This is a genomic window from Yersinia alsatica, from assembly GCF_902170305.1.
In the GTDB taxonomy this organism is placed as follows: Bacteria; Pseudomonadota; Gammaproteobacteria; order Enterobacterales; family Enterobacteriaceae; genus Yersinia; species Yersinia alsatica.
In genome coordinates, this window is sequence record NZ_CABHWW010000026.1 from 626756 (window position 1) to 646095 (window position 19340).

Consider the following 19340-nt stretch of genomic DNA (forward strand, 5'->3'; position numbering starts at 1 on the left):
GTTAGCGAATTGTTGCAAAATAACGCATCTTGTATCACTGTTTTGGCACCTTATTACGCGGTGGATAGGGTTTAATGGTCACTATCATTCAAGCGGCCCTTTAGGATAGATCCCCGTGATTTCTAAACCAAAAAATGACTCTAGCAACTTTATTCGTTGGCGCTTTAGCTTGCTATGCGGCTGTATTTTGCTTTCATTTTTTGGTCTGGTGGCCCGGGTTGCCTGGTTACAAATTATTGAGCCGGACCCGCTGGTGAAAGAAGAGGACATGCGCTCGGTGCGGGTCGTCGCAACACCGAACACCCGCGGCATGATTACGGACCGCAATGGGCATCCACTGGCGGTCAGTGTGCCCGTTGAAGCTATTTGGGCTGATCCTGCATCAGTGCTGGAGAAAGGCGGGGTGGGCGTTTCTGAACGCTGGCAGGCATTGGCGCAAGAACTCAATATGCCACTCGATCAACTTAACAATCGAATCAGGCAAAACCCCAATGCTCGGTTTATCTATCTGGCCCGGCAAGTAGAACCGGATGTCGCCGAATATATTCAGCGCCTGAAATTGCCCGGCATTGCAATAAAAGAAGAATCGCGGCGCTTTTATCCTTCTGGCGATGTAGCGGCCAATCTGGTGGGCTTTACCAATATTGATGATCAGGGAATTGAGGGCATCGAAAAGAGTTTTAATTCGCTACTCAGTGGCACCGCGGGCAGTCGGGTGGTGCGTAAGGATCGTTTTGGCCGAGTGGTTGAAGATATTTCCTCCACCGACAGCCATCCGGGGCAAAATGTTGAGCTTAGCATTGATGAGCGGCTACAGGCGGAAACCTCCCATGCTCTGAGTAATGCGGTGATGTTTAATAAGGCTGACTCCGGCTCGGCAGTGGTTATTGACGTCCATACCGGCGAAATTCTGGCGATGGCGAATTATCCGACCTTTAACCCCAATAATCGTGCTGGCACCCCGGAGGAGAATTTCCGCAATCGGGCCATTAGCGATATTTTCGAGCCGGGCTCAACCGTTAAACCGATGGTGGTGATGACGGCATTACAACGCCACTTGGTAAAACCTGACTCGGTGCTGGATACCCATCCCTACATATTGAGTGGGCATCAAATCAAAGATGTCGGTTTTTATCCGGCACTGTCACTGACTGGCGTATTGCAAAAGTCGAGTGATGTCGGGGTTTCTCGCCTGGCGCTGGCCATGCCCGCCTCTGCTTTGATGGAAACCTACACACTGTTTGGTTTAGGTAAATCGACACAATTGGGGATTACCGGCGAGAGCAGTGGGCTGATGCCGCACCGCCCACGTTGGAGTGATTTAGACCGCGCAACTTTCTCTTTTGGCTATGGCCTGATGGTGACACCGCTGCAACTGGCCCGGGTCTACGCCACTATTGGCAGTTTCGGGATTTATCGGCCCCTGTCGATTACCAAAGTTGATCCGCCGGTGCTGGGGCAGCGGGTATTCCCAGAGGTGTTAGTGCAGCAGGTCGAGCACATGATGGAAAGTGTGGCACTGCCCGGTGGCGGCGGGATAAAAGCTGCGGTAAGGGGATATCGGGTTGCGGTTAAAACCGGTACTGCCAAAAAGATTGGGCCCAATGGTCAGTATATTGATAAATATGTGGCCTATACCGCCGGTGTTGCCCCTGCCAGTGATCCTCGATTTGCTTTGGTAGTGGTGATTAACAACCCCCAAGGGGGCAAATATTACGGCGGTGCGGTTTCGGCTCCGGTATTTAGCGATATTATGGGGCAAATCCTGCGCACCATGAATGTGGAACCCGATGCGATACCTACAGATATAGTTCGGCATAGTTGATATTGGCTGTGAATTCACCGAGTTAAACCGTGGCTTGCAACAGTTCAAGGGCTTCTTTAGACTAACGCCGCGTCTGCCGCTAATTCTGGCAGTTATTAATTTGTTATCTGGAATTCAACCATGTCTTATCAGTGCCCCCTTTGTCATCAGGCCATGCAGCAGAGCCAGCAACAGTGGCGTTGCGGCAATAACCATCAGTTTGATTGCGCCAAAGAGGGTTACGTCAACTTAATGCCGGTGCAGCATAAAGGGTCGAAACAACCCGGTGACAGCCCGGAGATGATGCAAGCCCGGCGGGCATTTCTGGATGCAGGGTACTATCAACCTTTGCAGCAGCGAGTCTGTGAGATTCTGGATCAAGCACTCCCTCAAGATGCCGACATGTTGCTTGATATTGGTTGTGGTGAAGGTTATTACACTGCAGCCGTCGCTGACCGGCTAAATCGGCAGCGCCAAGTATCAGTATTCGGGCTAGACGTGGCTAAAGTCGCCGTAAGATATGGGGCGAAACGCTACCCGCAGGTACATTTCTGTGTGGCATCCAGCCATCGGTTACCTTTTGCTAATCAATCCCTTGATGCAGTATTACGTATTTATGCGCCTTGCAAAGCGGCGGAGCTGGCCCGAACGGTGAAACCCGGCGGCATTGTGGTTACCGTGGCACCCGGCCCTCGTCATCTTTATCAGCTTAAAGCACTGATTTACGCTGAAGTACAGCTTCATGATGATACCCCAGAGCATCTCGACGGTTTCGAGCTGGTCAGCAGCGAAAAGTTGGCTTATGAGATGCAGCTAACCGGTAAGCTGGGCTTCAATTTATTGCAAATGACACCTTTTGCCTGGCGCGCATCGATTGAAACCGGGCAAGAATTGGCTGCGCGGCAGAAGTTTAGCTGTGAAACCGACTTTGTCATCGCCTTACATCGGCGCAAAGAAGATTCTGTCGTGGCGGACCCACCGGTCGAGGGCAACTAAGGCGTATGTATACCAAGGTTTGGCCTGATAAGTTTCGGGCCATGTCGTATCGAGGTTGGCTGTAAGCTATGGGCGTAAAATCCCCTTAAGGGCAAGAGTATTATAATAAAGCTGCGTAATTATTCCCTGGTACAAAAATATATTATTAACTTAAGTTAAATTTTTGGTGCGTTATTTTTTATTATAAGGCTATCTATTTCAAATCTAAGTTTCGCCAAGTTCTTCCTCCGGATTCAGTCACCAAAATAGAGGGAATAAACCGTATTTGTTCGGCAATTTTTAGTGCTAAATCAGCCACTTCTTGTTTGTTTAATGTACCGCTACCATAATTAAATTCACCTTCCGGCAGTTTATATACTTTTTCTCGCCCGATAAGCCGGGTAAATCCGGCATCAACCATTTTCTTATTTAAGGTCTCGTAATCGCCTTCCACGGCATTATGCAAAACGACACTGACCGTAAAATACGGCATATCTATTTTCCAATCTATTAAGTGATGATATTTATATATCACACCCTGGGAAACGATATTTTGACCGACGTCTAATTGCGGGAAATGCAGCAAAAATAACCTTGCTAAAGTTGTGTCAATGCGGGGGCAGATCAATGGCAAATACTGATGTCAGCAAGTGGGTGGCAAAGGAGGCCACCCATTTAAGCTGTCAGTCTCAAAGAGCGAGTGATAAACGATTGCGGCCGGTGTGTTTTGCCGCGTAACAGGCGATATCGGCCTGACGCATCGCTTGTGCGGCATTTTCAGTTTGTGGGGTTAAAGAGACCGCGCCCAAGCTTGCCGTGAAGGAGTAGGATTGACCGTGCCAATGGAATTGGATAGAGGCTATGTCCGCGACTACAGTTTCCAACACCTCGGTGGCTGACTTGTTTTGGCAATTAAACAGCACGATAGCAAACTCATCGCCGCCTAGCCGTGCTACCAAGTCGTTCTCACGCACTGCTTGCTGCATGGTTTGCGCTACCATCCTCAGCACCATATCACCGGCTTCGTGACCGGCACTGTCGTTAACATCCTTGAAATAGTCTAAATCGACGTAGCAGAGAATATGCTGTTCATCATGACCCAATTGGCTGATGGCCTGATTTAGTCGCTCCTCCAGGCGCCGCCGGTTAATTAACCCGGTCAGCATGTCATGATTGGCTTGATATTGCAGTTCACGCTGCTCATGGCGCGCGCGGGTGACATCCTGGAACACCACCACCGCACCGGTGAGGAGGTTATCGCGATCACGAATAGGGGAGGCCGAACAGCGAATTTCCTGGCGCTCACCTTGGCTCGACAACAACTGGCTGCCTTCTGGCAACAGAGTATGACGTCCTTCACTCAAGCACTGCTGGATGGCAAGTAATTGGTTTTTATCTCGTAAAGGGGACCACAGAACAAAGACTTCTTCAATGGGCAAACCGCAGGACTCATTCTGGCTGCGCCCGGTCATCTCTTCAGCTTTAGGGTTCATTAATTCCACACGGCCTTCACTATCAAGAGAGATAATTCCTTCCTGAATGGATGACAACACCCGGTGTAGTTGCTCACGCTCTTCATAACGTGCGACTTCGCTGGCACGTAAGGCATCTTCGCGCTGTTTCCGCTCACTCATGTCGCGGATGATTTTGGCATAGCCGAGCAGTTTGCCGCTATGGTCATGTATCACGGTAATGACGGTAACGGCCCAATAGCGGGTCATATCTTTGCGAACCAGCCAGCCCTCACGCTCTACCCGGCTGGTTGATGCGGCAGTTTTCAGCAGTTTTTCCGGTAAGCCCGCAGCAATATCTTCAGGTAAAAAGAAACAGCCGAAGTGTTGGCCAATAATTTCATTGCTGGGATAACCAATATTACGTTCTGCGCCATGGTTCCAGGTATTGACCCGGCCCCAAGGGTCCAGCATTAAAATGGCGTAATCTTCCACCGTATCCACCATCAGGCGAAAACGCTCCTCGCTGATACGTAGTGCCTCTTCCCGCTGGCGGCGCTCGGTCAAGTCACGGACAATTTTGGTAAAGCCCAACAGCTTGCCACTATCATCATGCATCGGATTAATCGCCACACTGGCCCAGTAGCGAATACCATTTTTGCGCACATGCCAGCCTTCGGTTTGGAAATTCCCTTCAGCGATAGCTTTTGCGAGTGATTTCTCCGGCAGACCGGCAGAGATATCCTCCGGTGTGAACAGCAGTGCAAAGTGTTCACCGATGATTTCATCACTGGTATAGCCTTCATTGCGCTCCCCGCCTTTGTTCCAGGTCAGAATGCGGCCATGAGTATCTATCATGTAGATAGCATAATCTTCGACTTCACTGATCAGGTGGCGAAACTGTTCCTCACTCTTGCGCAGGGCATTTTCTCGCTGCCATTTATCGGTCAGATCGCGGGTAACATGCACAAAACCTTGTAAATTTTGCTCTGAATCGTGTAAAGCACTGAGTGTAAGATTGCCCCAAAAACGTTTGCCATTTTTGCGAACTCGCCATCCTTGAGTTTCATAATGACCAAACTGATTGGCATGAATGAGCCCTTTTTGTGGGAGCTCACCAGCCAAATCTTCCGGCGTGTAAAATAGCTCGAAAGAGTGACCAATGACTTCTTCGGCGTTATAGCCGGTATTGCGTTCAGCACCGTTGTTCCAGGTCAGGATATGTCCTTGAGCATCAATGATATATATGGCGTAATCATCTACAGCTTCAATCAATAGCCGAAAGATGTGATCGTCAAATGATGCCGGGTGCAAAGCCATTCCTGTATTCCTTGAATTTTTATTCAGTAGCTTATCGCTGCACAGAGTTATGCCCAGAAAATTTAATCTGTTGGCGCGATATAAATGATTGGCCAGTCTATCGCTAACCTGCAAAACAAGGTAATAAGATTTTTCTTGGTCGCAATAAAAATAAATAAAAAGGAAGTCAAAGAAATTCTACTACGGGTCTTCATATTACACCAGGCCACTGAATACGCGGCTTTCGGCGATTATTGAGTCAGTTGCATCGTGGCACTAAATAATAATTTACCTTATTAATAATAAGGGCAAATTGGCGTGGTAAAGTATAAAAATAATGACTTAAGTAGGGAGGGTTAATTAGTTCCGAGCCAAACAGCGTCAATTTACAGAATAATGCCACGCTAATATTATTTTTCTCACACGAATCAATAACGTTACCAGCAGAGATCAGGTTTATTACATAACAGATCTAATTCTTTTACGACCGCAAAAATAATCCCCCAGAAGTGCAGAAATGCTTGCATCAGCAAGTGTTATCCGGATAATTCCGAATCTTTATAATAAGCATTCTCATTAGTGGTAAGTTTGCAAAATTCAGGGGCATCAAGACGATGAATAAATCTATCTCTACCCGCGCGGATCAGAAACGGCTGGCGCCGCGTCTTTTGTGCGTGATGATCGGTGCTGCTCTCGGCACGCTATCAGCCTCTTCATGGGCGGCGACAACAACTAATACTGCGGCTGACAGTGTAAAAAAAACCAGCCCGGTAGCGAATAGCGCGCAAGCTGACGAAGCCAAAAAAACCGACACCATTACTGTAGTCGGGACGCAGGATACTTTCCGGGCGGGTGGCAACGATTTAATCCCAACCTATTTGGATGGTCAGGTAGCTAATGGCGGCCGTATTGGCTTCCTTGGGCAGCAAGATGCCCGTAACGTGCCATTTAACGTTATTGGTTACACCTCTAAATTGGTGGAAGATCAACAAGCGCGGACACTAGCGGATGTGGTCAGTAATGATGCGTCAGTGCAGAATGTACGTGGCTATGGTAATGCATCGCAAAACTTCCGCATCCGTGGTTTTAACCTTGATGGCGATGATATTTCATTCGGTGGCTTGTTCGGGGTATTGCCACGCCAGGTTATTGATACCAGCATGGTTGAGCGAGTTGAGGTATTTAAAGGCCCGAACGTATTTGTAAACGGTATTTCGCCAAGTGGTAGTGGTGTGGGCGGGATGATTAACCTGGAACCCAAACGAGCAGGTGACACGCCACTGACTCGCGTTAGCTTGGATTATACGTCTTCTTCCAAGGTGGGGGGGGCGCTGGATGTAGGCCGCCGCTTTGGTGACAATGATCAGTTCGGGGTGCGAGTCAATGCGTTGCACCGGGAAGGTGAAACCGCTATTCATGACCAGAAAGAGCGTACTACCGCAGTCTCTACTGGTTTAGATTACCGGGGCGAGCGCGCTCGTACTTCTTTAGATATTGGCTACCAAAAACAAACTGTACACGGTATGCGTACTGATGTCGGCATTGGTAGTGCAACAGTGATCCCGGAACCACCAGCAGCCACCTTAAACTACGGTCAGCAGTGGGTATATACCGATATGGAAACCACCTTCGGTATGCTGCGCAGCGAATATGATTTAAGCCAGAATTGGACAGTTTACGGCACTATTGGTGCCAGCCACAATGATGAGACCGGGCAATACGGTTCACCTATCCTGACGGATAATAATGGCAACGCCACCATTAGCCGTCTATATGTGCCTTATATCTCTGATTCTATTGCTGGTATGGGGGGCGTTCGTGGACATTTTGATACTGGTTTTATTACACACAAAGTAAACGTGGGTTATGCCGCCAACTACCGCACTGCAAAATCAGCGTTTAATATGTCTGAGCCAGTCAATACCAATATTTATAATCCAGGCGTTGTTCCTTTCCCTCCTACATCCACTCTGCCAGGCTATACCAGTGCGAGTCAGAATCCGACGCTGAATAGTCAGGTTCGCGCCAGTAGTATTTCGGTGTCTGATACCTTATCCGCGATGGATGATAAAGTGCAGTTAATGCTGGGGCTGCGCCGTCAGGATCTGGTTATCCGCAACTTTAACAATGGCGTACCCGATAGTGCCAATATCCAAGATGCGATGAAAGTGACGCCAGTGTATGGTCTGCTGGTAAAACCGTGGGAAAATGTTTCTCTGTATGCTAACCACATTGAAGCATTATCTCCGGGGAGAGTGGCGCCTTGGTACACCGCTAATGCTGGTAATGTAACCGGTATTGTGCATGCTAAACAGAATGAAGTTGGGGTGAAGTTTGATAACAAGCGCTATGGCGGTACTCTAGCACTGTTTGAAATCACCAGACCTGCTGGTTCTATTGATGCGATAACCAACAAATACACCTTAAGTGGCGAACAGCGTAACCGGGGTGTTGAGTTGAATGTATTTGGTGAACCCGTCTTTGGTACTCGTCTGTTGGGTAGTGCGGTCTGGTTGGATCCAACTTTGACGCAAGCGCAAGACAGTAAGAATAATGGTAACTATGCTATCGGTGTAGCTCGTTATCAGTTAGTTCTTGGCGGTGAGTATGATATCAAAGCGGTTGAAGGCTTAACGGCTACTGGTACTGTGACCCGCTCAGGTTCACAATATGCTAATGAAGCCAATACCTTGAAGCTCAAGCCGTGGACTCGTCTGGATCTGGGCATGCGTTATACTATGCCGTTGAAAGAGACTAACTTAATCTGGCGTGCCAACGTTGAGAACGTGACCAATGAACGTTATTGGGAGTCTGTGGAAGATAGTGGTGTTTATATGTATCAAGGCAATCCGCGTGAGTTGAAATTATCAGTCTCAATGGATTTCTAATCAGATGTTAATGCCAGTCTGATTGATGGGCATCTCAGCAATAATAAACCCCGCGATTCTTCAGGAATGCGGGGTTTATTTTTGGCTGCTAATAATATTGCGCCACTGACTTTATTTTACCACGAGAATAAAATGACGCTTATTATGCGGCGACACGATAAATGTGTTCATAAAGAATATTAAAGCCGATGGCAATCAGCACGATACCGCCCGCGATTTCAGCACGCTTACCCAGCAGTGGGCCGATATAACGGCCAATCAACATACCGAGCGTTGCCATGATCATGGTCGCTAATCCAATAGCCATTGCGGTGTGAACAATATTGACTTGCAAGAACGCCAAGCCAACACCAATAGCCATGGCATCAAGGCTGGTGGCGATAGCGGTCATAACTAAAACCCAAAAACTGTGGCTTCGCATTTTTTCAGTTTCTTCAACTTGCTGTTTAGCGCCTTCAAAAATCATGCGGCAACCTAAAATAAACAGCAGGCTAAAAGCGATCCAGTGGTCCCATTCCAAAATATACTGACTGGCGAACAGGCCAATACACCACCCAATAAGGGGGGTAATAGCTTCTATCACACCAAAGATAAGACCGGTGCGTAGTGCTTCTCTAAAACGGGGTTTATGTAGACTGGCACCTTTACCAATAGATGCAGCAAAAGCATCCATAGACATGGCAAAAGCAAGAACAAGAGTTGCAGATAGATTCATAGAAATAGTCTCGGCCGGGCGGCTCCATATACACGTAACCCACCCCCAACCTAACGACGGAGCTACGTGTCTATGGTCTCGCCAACCTTACCTGGCTGCCCGCACCACGTTCCAAAAACAGAACGAGTATGTTGATACGGGCGTTTCTATATATCGATATATCAATTCAATATATCGAACAGAAACCGGCTACTCCCCATGAACGGCGCAACCTTAACATATAAATTCTAATATCGACAACCCCAAATATAATATGGCAACTTGGCAGTATTGATAATGATTTTCATTATCGAAGTTTTAGTGATAAATAGCACATATAAGCATCAATAATGGTGTGGAAATAAGCGGGGAAGGGGTGAGAGATAATGTCGGGAAATTAATCAGTTAACTCAATGTTCAATAGATTAACTTCCCAAAAGGTGCGGCTTTATGATTGATTTTCAATGAAAAAATTATAAATTTTTTCTAGATCATCTAATTGCTTAACCTGGATTAGTAATCTGCGCTGCTCTAAATCAATCACTAAAATCCCATCTTCAGATAAATTCATACTTTTTATTCGGCTATATTCAATAAAAGCATTAGCGTAGAAGAACCCTGTATTTTTAAACAACAACTTGGGCCAGCGGATATAAGAGATATAAACCGCAACTAACGCTAAACCCACTAATAAATAGGTGGTTAAAGCTGCACCATTCGCCATAACATTATTGTAAATAAGAATAGCAATCAGCCCGACAAAAATTGCGCAGTCGATTTTGTTTTTACGTTTCAGGTGGACTTGTAGCAGGGTTTTGCCTTTCATCATATTCATGATGAACTCATCATAGATGGCATAAGCAAGCAGCAGGACAATAAAAACTATCAAAACAAGGTCAGTAACCGACATGCAATAACTCCTGTATACCCGTCATCTTCCAAATTGCAGGTGTGGTGGTAACTCTGTTCGCGGCCGGTGTAAGCTCATCGGAATAAACCTCTTTGCCGCCTTCCTGCACGTTAAACCGATAGGGCATAGGATGAGATCCTATCTGAAATAAATAACCGGGAGCATGCTCCCGGTTTTAGTGACATCTAATACTCGCGCGGGATTACAGCCCTAAGAAGCCAATCCAGTAACCGAAGATACCGATGGCGAAGAAGCCCATAATAATCCACAGTGCGTTAACTTTACGCCGTAATAGCCACATACAGCCGAAGGTTAACAGCAACGGCACCAAGCCTGGCATCAACTGATCCAAAATGGTCTGCACAGTAGTGACTGTGGTTTGGCCATTCTGGTTGGTTATCTTGGACACCACCACCGGTATGTTGACGTGCGTCCACTTGTTAACCAAGGCCCCCATCACAAACAGGCCGAGGATAGACGCCCCTTCCGTCAGTTTTTGCAGAAGACCACCGTCCATATCGCTAACGATATTGACGCCTTTTTTATAGCCGTATGCCACGCCATAGTAACGAGTCAGCAAGCGCACCACGTTAAACAGCACGAAGAACAGCAATGGCCCCAGTAAGCTACCGCTCATGGCGATACCTGCACCGAGGGCGGCAAATACCGGACGTACAGTACCCCAGAAGATTGGGTCACCCACACCGGCCAAAGGCCCCATCAGACCGACTTTGATACCGTTAATTGCTGCATCATCAATTTCGGCACCATTGGCTTTCTGCTCTTCCATTGCCAGTGTTACGCCCAGAATTGGGGCCGCAACGAAAGGCTGGGTGTTGAAGAATTCCAGATGGCGTTTTATTGCCTGTTTACGCTCTTCAGAGTTCTCTGGGTACAGACGACGAATCGCTGGCACCATGGAGAAACAGAAGCCGAGCGCCTGCATACGTTCGAAGTTCCACGACCCTTGGAAGAGGTTAGAGCGGAGAAACACACCGCGAATATCTGCGGGCGTGAGTTTCTTTTCACCTGTAGTTGCCGTAGTAACAGTTGTTGTATCAACCATTTCTCTCACCTTTTCCTAGTCTAATTCGTTATCAAGATCGTTATTGGCCTGGCCAGACTGAACTACAACCTGAGACTTGTTGTATTTCGGGCTGAGCTGGATATAAAGAACGGCCATAACCACACCAATAACACCCAACGCTACCAGGTTGAAGTTAGTGAATGCGGCAGTAACGAAACCTAAATAGAAGAATGGCATCAGGTAGCCAGCACGCATCATGTTGATAACCATGGCGTAACCTACTACGACGATCATACCACCGGCGATATTCAGACCACTGGTAACCACTTCTGGAATTGAGCTGAGCATCATCTGAACTTCAGATGTACCCACGGACAGGGCGACGATCAGTGCAGGAATGGCAATACGCATTGCTTGTAAGAACAGTGCGGAGATATGAATCCAGGTAATCGCTCGCAGGCTGCCACGTTCGGCTGCACCATCGGCGGCGTGCTGGAATGCCACAGTAATGGTACGTACGATGATGGTTAATACCTGACCGGCTGCCGCCAGCGGAATCGCCAGTGCAATACCGGCACCGATGTCTTGTCCGCCAGCAATAACCAGGATGGTAGAAATAATCGATGCCAGAGCCGCATCCGGTGCCACTGCGGCCCCGATGTTCATCCAGCCAAGTGCGATCATTTCCAAGGTACCACCGATGATGATACCGGTTTTCATATCACCCAGAACCAGTCCTATTAAGGTACAAGCGACGAGAGGGCGGTGAAATTGGAACTCATCCAGAATGGAGCCCATCCCGGCGATACATGCAACTATGAAAATCAGCACAATCTGAAGAGTTGTGATCTCCATTGTACTTCTCCTATGACCAAAAAAGCTGAGTAAAAATAACCGAGTCCCAAAACAGAACAGGGCATAACCTTGCTACGTAGTTTTTGAGTAAAGCTATTTATTAAGTTTGCTAATTAAGTCCATCATTTTGAGCCGGGAATCCGAAGACACTTTCCGGACTTCCAATTCAATACCGCGGGCATTCAGTTTATTAAATGCTTCAATATCTTTTTCATCAACGGAGACCGCATTGTTCACCTGGGTTTTGCCCTGACGGAATGCCATACCACCGATATTTACTGACTTAATATCCACGCCACCTTCAACCAAACGTACAACGTCTGTTGGATTGGTGAAGAGCAACATAACCCGGTCATTAGCATATTTCGGGTTGTTGTATACGCGGATAGCTTTCTCAACATCAACGACGTGCGCAGTCACACCCGGAGGAGCAACTTGTGTCAGCAATGTCTTACGCATTTTATCGGCGGCAACTTCGTCACTGACGACAATAATGCGTTTTACGTTAGTCTCTTTGGTCCAACGAGTGGCGACCTGACCATGGATTAAGCGATCATCAATACGCGCCAACCCGATCTTCATATGATCGTTCGGGCCTAAAGCGACGGCCGGAGCCTTGGCTTTTGGCGCAGGAGCAGCTTGTTGCGTCTCGGGCTTATCACTCTTAACTTCAGGCGCTTTCAGTGCTTTAACGCCTTCACGACCGGTTTCTACCGCGACTGCAACCAATTCAGCAAATGATGGATTATCATCACGGGCCATAAAGGTTTCAGCCAGCATCGGAATGTTAACCCCGGTGACGACCTCATAGTTCTCTTTATCGATAGCAATACGACTGGCAGCGTTAAACGGGCTACCACCCCAGGTATCAACCAAGAATAGAACACCTTTACTGGTGTCCAGCCCGGTCAATTTACCGTTGTATTTCTCAATCAACGTTTCGGCATTCTCACCGGGGACGAAATCGATATAAGCGACGTTAGCTTGCTCGCCTAAAATCATTTCAGCTGTTTTCAGCAGTTGTTCTGCCGCAGCCCCATGTGTGCCAATGATAATAGCTATACTCACTCGCTACCCCCTCTGTTAACTCAGAATTGAGTTCTCGCACGTAACAGAAACACCAGTATTCCCCAACAACATTTCAGTACACATTGAATCTATTATGATAGTCACAATGTCAGCTCACTGCTGACGATTTATTCGCAACCACAATGAATCGATTCAGGTACATACCGTAAAGTGCTGGATGTGATTTATTTTAGTCAGTGAAAAAATAAATTATGTGACGATGCTCATTTATTGGGACATGTTATGAATGATTTAGCTCATTCGGATAATAAATAGACACATAGATGAACAATATTGATATGTTTCACCCTAACTCACTCATCACAATATGATTGTTATGTTTATTATTTGTGCTAGTTGTGTGAAATTTGACAATTAGCCTGCTTTTTGAGCAGGAGAAATTTTAGTCATAAAAAAATAGCCTCATGGCGGATAGCCATTTTTAGCCTCATGACTGAATGGCTTGTCAGGCAGCAGATAATAAATCTGACTATGCTGACAAAAAAATTCCTGATAAAGTTAACGGCTCTATTAATTGTCAGGAGTTAAGGGCCTCAGCTCTCCCTATGGACTGTCACCGAAGTTACTGTTTCTTTAGCGTTAATACCCAACCAGTGGGTTTAAATCTGGTTATCCAATCACGCACATTTGCTGCGTCTAATATCACCCGATCTTTCTGCGTATCTATACTGACAACCGTGCTGCGGCGTTTTGCTGTCTCTGTTGTTGGTCGCACATCATCTGAATCGTGTTCTTATTCTCGGAGTCTGACATGGAATTTCTAATGGACCCCTCAATCTGGGCAGGGTTACTTACGTTGGTGGTACTGGAAATTGTTCTGGGTATCGATAACCTGGTATTCATTGCTATTCTTGCTGACAAACTCCCGCCTAAACAAAGAGATAAAGCTCGAATCATCGGCCTGTCTCTGGCATTGATTATGCGCTTGGGCTTGCTGTCGGTCATCTCTTGGATGGTGACGCTGACAACGCCGCTCTTTAGTGTCGGCAGTTTCAGTTTCTCTGGGCGCGACCTGATTTTGCTGGTGGGGGGGCTATTTCTGTTATTTAAAGCCACCACCGAGCTACATGAACGGCTGGAGGGTAACCAGCATGATGACAGCGCAAACCGAGGTTATGCCAGTTTCTGGGCTGTTGTTGCCCAGATTGTGGTGTTGGATGCCGTCTTCTCACTGGATGCGGTCATTACTGCGGTTGGGATGGTTAACGACTTAGCCATCATGATGACTGCGGTCGTAATTGCGATGGGCGTGATGCTGCTGGCATCGAAAACCCTGACTAACTTTGTCAACGCCCACCCCACGGTGGTGGTGCTGTGCCTGAGCTTCTTGTTAATGATTGGTCTGAGCCTGATTGCCGAAGGCTTTGGTTTCCACATTCCAAAAGGCTACCTGTACGCTGCAATCGGATTCTCTATCCTGATTGAGCTGTTTAACCAGATCGCGCGCCGCAACTTTATTAAGCATGAGTCTCGTTTGCCAAGACGCCAACGCACGGCGGAAGCCATTATCCGTCTGATGGGCGGGCGTCAGCAGCAGGAGCCACAAAGCGGTGATTCGCAATTGGCATTGCCGACCGAGGCTTTTGCTGAAGAAGAGCGCTATATGATAAGCGGCGTGCTGACCCTGGCATCGCGCTCATTGCGCAGCGTGATGACACCGCGCACTGAAATATCTTGGGTGGATTGTAATCGCTCGCAAGCGGAGATTCGTGAGCAGTTATTGGATACGCCGCATAGCCTGTTCCCTGTTTGTCGCGACTCACTGGATCAGATAATTGGCGTGGTGCGTGCTAAAGATCTGTTAGTGGCGATTGAGCGCGGGGAGTCGATTTGCGAGTTTGCCGCAGCGACACCACCTATAGTGGTGCCTGATACCATGGATGTGATTAATCTGCTGGGCGTATTGCGCAAAGCGAAAGGTCGCTTAGTGGTGGTTAATGACGAATTTGGCGTGGTACAAGGGTTGGTAACACCACTGGACGTGCTGGAAGCTATTGCGGGTGAATTCCCAGATGAAGATGAAACGCCGGATATCATTGTTGATGGTGATGGTTGGCTGGTGAAAGGGGGAGCAGATCTGCACTCTCTGGAGCAGGCGCTGGATTGCCAGGAACTGGTGAGCCCAACGGCTGATTATGCTTCACTTGCCGGCATGCTGCTGTCGCATTCAGGCCATATGCCAACAGCGGGCGATGTGATTGAATTGCATAACCTGCGCTTTGAGGTCATGGAAGTTTCAGATTATCGCATTGAGCTGGTACGCATTACGAAACTGAGTAATGAGCAGGAAGAGCAATAACTCTGGCAAAGCCCAATAAAAAGGGGAGCTTCGGCTCCCCTTTTGCTGCGTGACGCGGTCAGTGACAGATATTAATTACACTGCACTTTGATAGCTAAGCCGCCACGGGAAGTCTCGCGGTATTTGGCATTCATATCTTTGCCGGTTTCAAACATGGTTTCGATCACTTTATCCAGCGAGACTCGAGGTTCGCTGGTACGGCGCATTGCCATACGTGCAGAGTTAATCGCTTTAACCGAAGCAATCGCATTACGTTCAATGCAAGGCACTTGAACCTGACCGGCAACCGGGTCACAGGTTAGGCCCAAATTGTGTTCCATGCCAATTTCAGCGGCGATACACACTTGAACCGGGCTTGCCCCCAGCAATTCGGCTAAACCGGCGGCAGCCATAGAACAGGCCACCCCGACTTCACCCTGACAGCCCACTTCAGCACCTGAAATTGATGCATTCATTTTATACAAAATCCCGACAGCACCTGATGACAGGAAGTAGCGAATAAAGATTTCTGGGGTTACTGGCTCGATAAAGTGGTCGTAATAGGCCAGTACTGCCGGGACGATACCACAAGCACCGTTAGTGGGCGCGGTGACCACTCGGCCACCCGCAGCATTTTCTTCGTTGACCGCCAGTGCGAACATATTGACCCAATCAATGACATTCATCGGATCGCTAGACAGTTTATCTGAAGAGACCAGCAGGCGACGTAAGGCTGAAGCACGACGAGGAACTCGCAGCGGGCCGGGGAGCACGCCCTCGGTATTCAGGCCACGATCAATACATGCCCGCATCGTCTGCCAAATAGCAGTGAAGTAGGATTCGATCTCTTCTTTGCTGTGCATCGCCAGTTCATTTTGCATCACCATACCGGAGATGGACATGCCGGTTTGCTCGCAATTTGCCAGAATTTCTGCCGCAGAATTAAACGGGTAGGGAACACTGACCGCATTTACCGCTGCTTTGCCAAAATGCTCTTCATCAACGATAAAACCACCGCCGATTGAGTAGTAGGTTTTGCTGAGCACTTTCTCATCGCCAGCAAAGGCGTGGATCTGCATACCATTTTCATGCAGTGGCAGGTTATCGCTGCGGAACACCATCCCGCCTTCACGAGGGAAGTCAACTTCATGCAAGCCATTAGCCAGCATCAGTTTTTGGCGCAATTCAACATCACGGATAAATGCCGGAATACTATCGATATCAACAGTATCGGGCATGTTGCCCGCCAATCCCATAATAATGGCGATATCGGTATGGTGACCTTTCCCTGTCAGTGACAGTGAGCCGTAAACATCAACGGCTACCCGCGTGACAGATGGCATCAACCCTTGAGTGACCAGCAAATCAGCAAACTCTTTACCGGCTTTCATTGGGCCAACAGTATGAGAACTGGAGGGGCCAATACCAATCTTGAACATGTCAAAAACACTAATCACGCTAAAACTCCTTAACAAAACCTTTGGTGATCTCCAGTTCATCGGTATCTGGCTGAGGATCGCTGTATTAAGTATAAGAGCTCTGTGGATAGCAGCAGGTTACTTTGTGTGAAGTATTGCTACCACAGGCCCTGTAAATTTGGGTCCTACTGGTGTTGGCGGTATCAATTGGATACCGCAACAGTGACATTTCGCTACCAATTTATTGCTATCACTATCCGCTTTTAACCTTACTTTTTTAGTGGTTTATAGTGATGAAAGATATTTTACAGATATTTCATAACGCTGACAGGCCAGTTTACAGTTTTTTTAAAATGGTTGTGCAGAGAAAGTAGAGTAAAAATCGATGTGATGGGGTGATAGGGATCGCTTTATGCTGCAATTCAGACTCTTTAGCCGTAATGCTGTGAAGTTTGTCACTCATTGCCCCTATTGAGACTGTGACTTTAGGGTCAAATACTGACCTGCTGTGCCAGGCGGCGAATGATCGCGGCGGTCAGACCCCAGATAAATTGGCCTTCATACCATGAAAGATAGACCCGGTGATTGACTCCCCCGCGATGGATATCCAACGAATAGTAGCGAGACAGACTTAACGCCTCATGTAGCGGGATTTCAAACAGCCCGGCGACCTCTTCTTCATTACCATGAAAGGCGATATTGGCTGGGACTAAACCCACAATCGGGGTGACCTGATAACCACTGGAGCTGTCCAGTGGGGCCAATTGCCCCAGCACATGGACAGATGAGGCCGGGATCGCGACCTCCTCTTCGGCTTCACGCAGTGCGGTGGCAATCAACGAGCCATCTTGTGGGTCAGCTTTACCACCGGGGAAAGCCACTTGACCGGCATGTTTGCGCAAATGGTCCGAGCGCCTTGTTAGCAGCAATGTGGGTTCGGGCCGGCAAATAATAGGGATTAATACTGCGGCATGGCTGTTATGGCTAGAAAAACTCCCCGGCTGCGGCTGTTGTAGCTGAAAGCGGCTGATAAATTCAGACAATGGGCTCTCGGCAACCGATTTATTTACCAGTAATTTATTCATAACAGATTGATTCACAGACAAGTCACTCACCAAATGGCCCACTCATTAATTATATATTTTCCAGTTGAGGTAATATGCGGGCGATTTTATCAAATGTTTCCTGATATTCAGCCTGTTCCTGGCTGTCAGCCACAATGCCCCCGCCAGCAGAGCAATATATCTTGCCGTTTTCAGTCAACAGGGTGCGGATAGTAATATTGGTATCCATGGTGCCACAGCAACTAATATAGCCAATGTTACCGCAATAGGCATTGCGACGTTGTGGTTCCAACTGCTCGATGATTTCCATCGCCCGAATTTTAGGCGCTCCGGTTATCGAGCCGCCGGGGAAGCAAGCACGAAGTAAATCGGTTGCAGTAGATTCAGCGGGCAGGGTTGCCGTGATGGTGCTAACTAAGTGGTGCACAGCAGGGAAAGGTTCGACCACAAACAGCTCGGGTACCCGCACGGTGCCCGGTTGTGCGACCCGGCCAATATCATTGCGCAGCAGGTCAACTATCATCAGGTTTTCCGCACGATCTTTAGGCGAATTGGCGAGCCGCTCAGCTTGCAAACGGTCCTGCGCCGGCTCGCTCAGCCGTGGCAGCGTCCCTTTGATGGGGCGAGTCTGAATCTGATGCTGTTCCAGCCATAAAAAACGCTCTGGCGAAACACTCAATAGGGCATTTTGCGCTAAGCGAATAAAAGCTGAAAAAGGCGCTCTATTACTGCGGCTCAATGACAGAAAGGCTTGCCATTCATCACCTTGATATTCTGCACTGAATCGCTGGGCCAAATTAATTTGATAGCAGTCGCCGCTGTGCAGATATTCCTGAATTTGGCGGAATTTTTCACCATATTGCTCACGCGACATATTGGCCTGCCATGGGCTAGTCAATTTGAATGGCCCAGCGGTGACAGGAATTTTCTGCTGCTGTAACCACAAAAGACGTTGCTCAGCATCACCGTGACAGACCAGCGTCAGTTGCTGCAAATGATGGTCGGCAATAAGCGCCCAGTCATACAAGCCGACCGCCATATCCGGCAAGGCGATATCTTTCTCTGCCCGTTCCGGCAATTGCTCCACTCGTCGCCCCAGATCATAGCCAAATAGCCCTAATGCGCCGCCCAGAAATGGCAGGTCAGGGTGGGAGGGTATTGGCGGGGAGAATTTATCCAACTGTTGCTGTAATAAAGAGAATGGGTCGTCAAGAGAGAGCTCCCGTCCTTGCGCGCTGATAATCTCGGTTTGCTCACCGCGGGTAGTGAGGGTTACCCGCGGGTCGGCCACCAGAATATCAAAACGATTATGGGCATGTTCAGCAAACCCGGAATGCAGCAGCATAGCCCAAGCTTGATGGGCGAGAGGAGCAAATTGCTGGAGCAGGGCGTCAGGCTGATAAGGTAAGGTTTGGTAGGTCAGGGTTTTCACACTCATGAGTCACTGTTCTTTTGTTTCGGCTAGCAATATTAGGTGGCGTAATGGCATCTTCACAACGTGCAGTGGGGAAGATTAGCATAAATCGCTCATGTATTTGGCTCCCATTTACTTAGGGCAGTCAGTTCACCTGAAATCAGAATAAACGGG

General features: G+C 48.1%; 15 protein-coding genes and 1 riboswitch. Of the genes, 4 read left to right on the forward strand and 11 right to left on the reverse strand.

Annotated features, from left to right (window positions below; genetic code table 11):
* Nucleotides 1-115: 115 nt before the first annotated feature.
* Both ftsI and rlmA read left to right on the forward strand, forming a co-directional pair.
* A complete protein-coding gene (gene ftsI / locus FTA96_RS16915; RefSeq protein WP_050121118.1) occupies nt 116-1825 on the forward strand; it encodes a peptidoglycan glycosyltransferase FtsI in 1710 nt (569 codons plus the stop codon).
* Nucleotides 1826-1945: 120 nt separating this feature from the next.
* Nucleotides 1946-2800: a 23S rRNA (guanine(745)-N(1))-methyltransferase gene (gene rlmA / locus FTA96_RS16920; RefSeq protein WP_145574352.1), complete on the forward strand. Its 855-nt coding sequence runs from the start codon at nt 1946-1948 to the stop codon at nt 2798-2800.
* A 193-nt stretch (nt 2801-2993) separates the two neighbouring features.
* On the opposite strand, the gene FTA96_RS16925 is transcribed toward rlmA, so the two are convergent.
* Both FTA96_RS16925 and FTA96_RS16930 read right to left on the reverse strand, forming a co-directional pair.
* Nucleotides 2994-3272, reverse strand: coding sequence for a hypothetical protein (locus FTA96_RS16925; RefSeq protein ID WP_050109120.1), 279 nt, complete (start codon nt 3270-3272; stop codon nt 2994-2996).
* Nucleotides 3273-3468: 196 nt separating this feature from the next.
* Entirely contained in the window at nt 3469-5550 is a 2082-nt protein-coding gene (locus tag FTA96_RS16930) for a PAS domain S-box protein (RefSeq protein WP_145574354.1), read from the reverse strand.
* A gap of 593 nt (nt 5551-6143) precedes the next feature.
* Here FTA96_RS16930 and FTA96_RS16935 point away from each other — a divergent pair.
* On the forward strand, nt 6144-8417 hold the full coding sequence (locus FTA96_RS16935; RefSeq protein WP_050135411.1) for a TonB-dependent receptor: 2274 nt from the start codon (nt 6144-6146) through the stop codon (nt 8415-8417).
* Nucleotides 8418-8559: 142 nt separating this feature from the next.
* On the opposite strand, the gene mntP is transcribed toward FTA96_RS16935, so the two are convergent.
* The 6 genes from mntP to manX all read right to left on the reverse strand — a co-directional run bounded on the left by mntP (nt 8560) and on the right by manX (nt 12971).
* Nucleotides 8560-9132: a manganese efflux pump MntP gene (gene mntP, locus FTA96_RS16940; RefSeq protein WP_032911140.1), complete on the reverse strand. Its 573-nt coding sequence runs from the start codon at nt 9130-9132 to the stop codon at nt 8560-8562.
* A gap of 10 nt (nt 9133-9142) precedes the next feature.
* A riboswitch (yybP-ykoY riboswitch) is annotated at nt 9143-9342 on the reverse strand.
* 217 nt (nt 9343-9559) lie between these two features.
* A complete protein-coding gene (locus tag FTA96_RS16945; protein WP_050109123.1) occupies nt 9560-10021 on the reverse strand; it encodes a DUF986 family protein in 462 nt (153 codons plus the stop codon).
* Nucleotides 10008-10148 (reverse strand): hypothetical protein, encoded by a 141-nt coding sequence (locus FTA96_RS23305; protein WP_155410771.1) that lies wholly within the window; start codon nt 10146-10148, stop codon nt 10008-10010. Before FTA96_RS23305 ends, FTA96_RS16945 begins: the two co-directional genes overlap by 14 nt.
* A gap of 75 nt (nt 10149-10223) precedes the next feature.
* The gene (locus FTA96_RS16950; RefSeq protein WP_087818121.1) at nt 10224-11087 is read right to left on the reverse strand and encodes a PTS mannose transporter subunit IID; all 864 of its coding nucleotides are present in this window, start codon (nt 11085-11087) and stop codon (nt 10224-10226) included.
* 15 nt (nt 11088-11102) lie between these two features.
* Nucleotides 11103-11903 carry a PTS mannose/fructose/sorbose transporter subunit IIC gene (locus tag FTA96_RS16955; protein ID WP_050109125.1) on the reverse strand — a complete coding sequence of 267 codons (801 nt, stop codon included), beginning with the start codon at nt 11901-11903 and terminating at the stop codon, nt 11103-11105.
* A 93-nt stretch (nt 11904-11996) separates the two neighbouring features.
* The gene (gene manX / locus FTA96_RS16960) at nt 11997-12971 is read right to left on the reverse strand and encodes a PTS mannose transporter subunit IIAB (protein ID WP_050109126.1); all 975 of its coding nucleotides are present in this window, start codon (nt 12969-12971) and stop codon (nt 11997-11999) included.
* Between the two features lie 772 nt (nt 12972-13743).
* Between manX and FTA96_RS16965 the strand changes: the two genes are divergently transcribed.
* Nucleotides 13744-15291, forward strand: coding sequence for a TerC family protein (locus tag FTA96_RS16965; RefSeq protein WP_050109127.1), 1548 nt, complete (start codon nt 13744-13746; stop codon nt 15289-15291).
* Nucleotides 15292-15362: 71 nt separating this feature from the next.
* Here the strand turns inward: FTA96_RS16965 and FTA96_RS16970 are convergent, their stop codons facing one another.
* The 3 genes from FTA96_RS16970 to pabB form a co-directional block, all read right to left on the reverse strand.
* Nucleotides 15363-16727 carry an L-serine ammonia-lyase gene (locus tag FTA96_RS16970; protein ID WP_032911133.1) on the reverse strand — a complete coding sequence of 455 codons (1365 nt, stop codon included), beginning with the start codon at nt 16725-16727 and terminating at the stop codon, nt 15363-15365.
* 452 nt (nt 16728-17179) lie between these two features.
* On the reverse strand, nt 17180-17773 hold the full coding sequence (locus tag FTA96_RS16975) for a CoA pyrophosphatase (RefSeq protein WP_050109186.1): 594 nt from the start codon (nt 17771-17773) through the stop codon (nt 17180-17182).
* A gap of 49 nt (nt 17774-17822) precedes the next feature.
* Nucleotides 17823-19190 (reverse strand): aminodeoxychorismate synthase component 1, encoded by a 1368-nt coding sequence (gene pabB / locus FTA96_RS16980; RefSeq protein WP_050109128.1) that lies wholly within the window; start codon nt 19188-19190, stop codon nt 17823-17825.
* Nucleotides 19191-19340: the final 150 nt, after the last annotated feature.

Coding starts and splice junctions, on each gene's coding strand:
- rlmA (WP_145574352.1), top strand. CDS start 1,946: ATGTCTTATCAGTGCCCCCTTTGTCATCAGGCCATGCAGCAGAGCCAG.
- FTA96_RS16925 (WP_050109120.1), bottom strand. CDS start 3,272: ATGCCGTATTTTACGGTCAGTGTCGTTTTGCATAATGCCGTGGAAGGC.
- FTA96_RS16930 (WP_145574354.1), bottom strand. CDS start 5,550: ATGGCTTTGCACCCGGCATCATTTGACGATCACATCTTTCGGCTATTG.
- FTA96_RS16935 (WP_050135411.1), top strand. CDS start 6,144: ATGAATAAATCTATCTCTACCCGCGCGGATCAGAAACGGCTGGCGCCG.
- mntP (WP_032911140.1), bottom strand. CDS start 9,132: ATGAATCTATCTGCAACTCTTGTTCTTGCTTTTGCCATGTCTATGGAT.
- FTA96_RS16945 (WP_050109123.1), bottom strand. CDS start 10,021: ATGTCGGTTACTGACCTTGTTTTGATAGTTTTTATTGTCCTGCTGCTT.
- FTA96_RS23305 (WP_155410771.1), bottom strand. CDS start 10,148: ATGCCCTATCGGTTTAACGTGCAGGAAGGCGGCAAAGAGGTTTATTCC.
- FTA96_RS16950 (WP_087818121.1), bottom strand. CDS start 11,087: ATGGTTGATACAACAACTGTTACTACGGCAACTACAGGTGAAAAGAAA.
- FTA96_RS16955 (WP_050109125.1), bottom strand. CDS start 11,903: ATGGAGATCACAACTCTTCAGATTGTGCTGATTTTCATAGTTGCATGT.
- FTA96_RS16965 (WP_050109127.1), top strand. CDS start 13,744: ATGGAATTTCTAATGGACCCCTCAATCTGGGCAGGGTTACTTACGTTG.
- FTA96_RS16975 (WP_050109186.1), bottom strand. CDS start 17,773: ATGAATAAATTACTGGTAAATAAATCGGTTGCCGAGAGCCCATTGTCT.
- pabB (WP_050109128.1), bottom strand. CDS start 19,190: ATGAGTGTGAAAACCCTGACCTACCAAACCTTACCTTATCAGCCTGAC.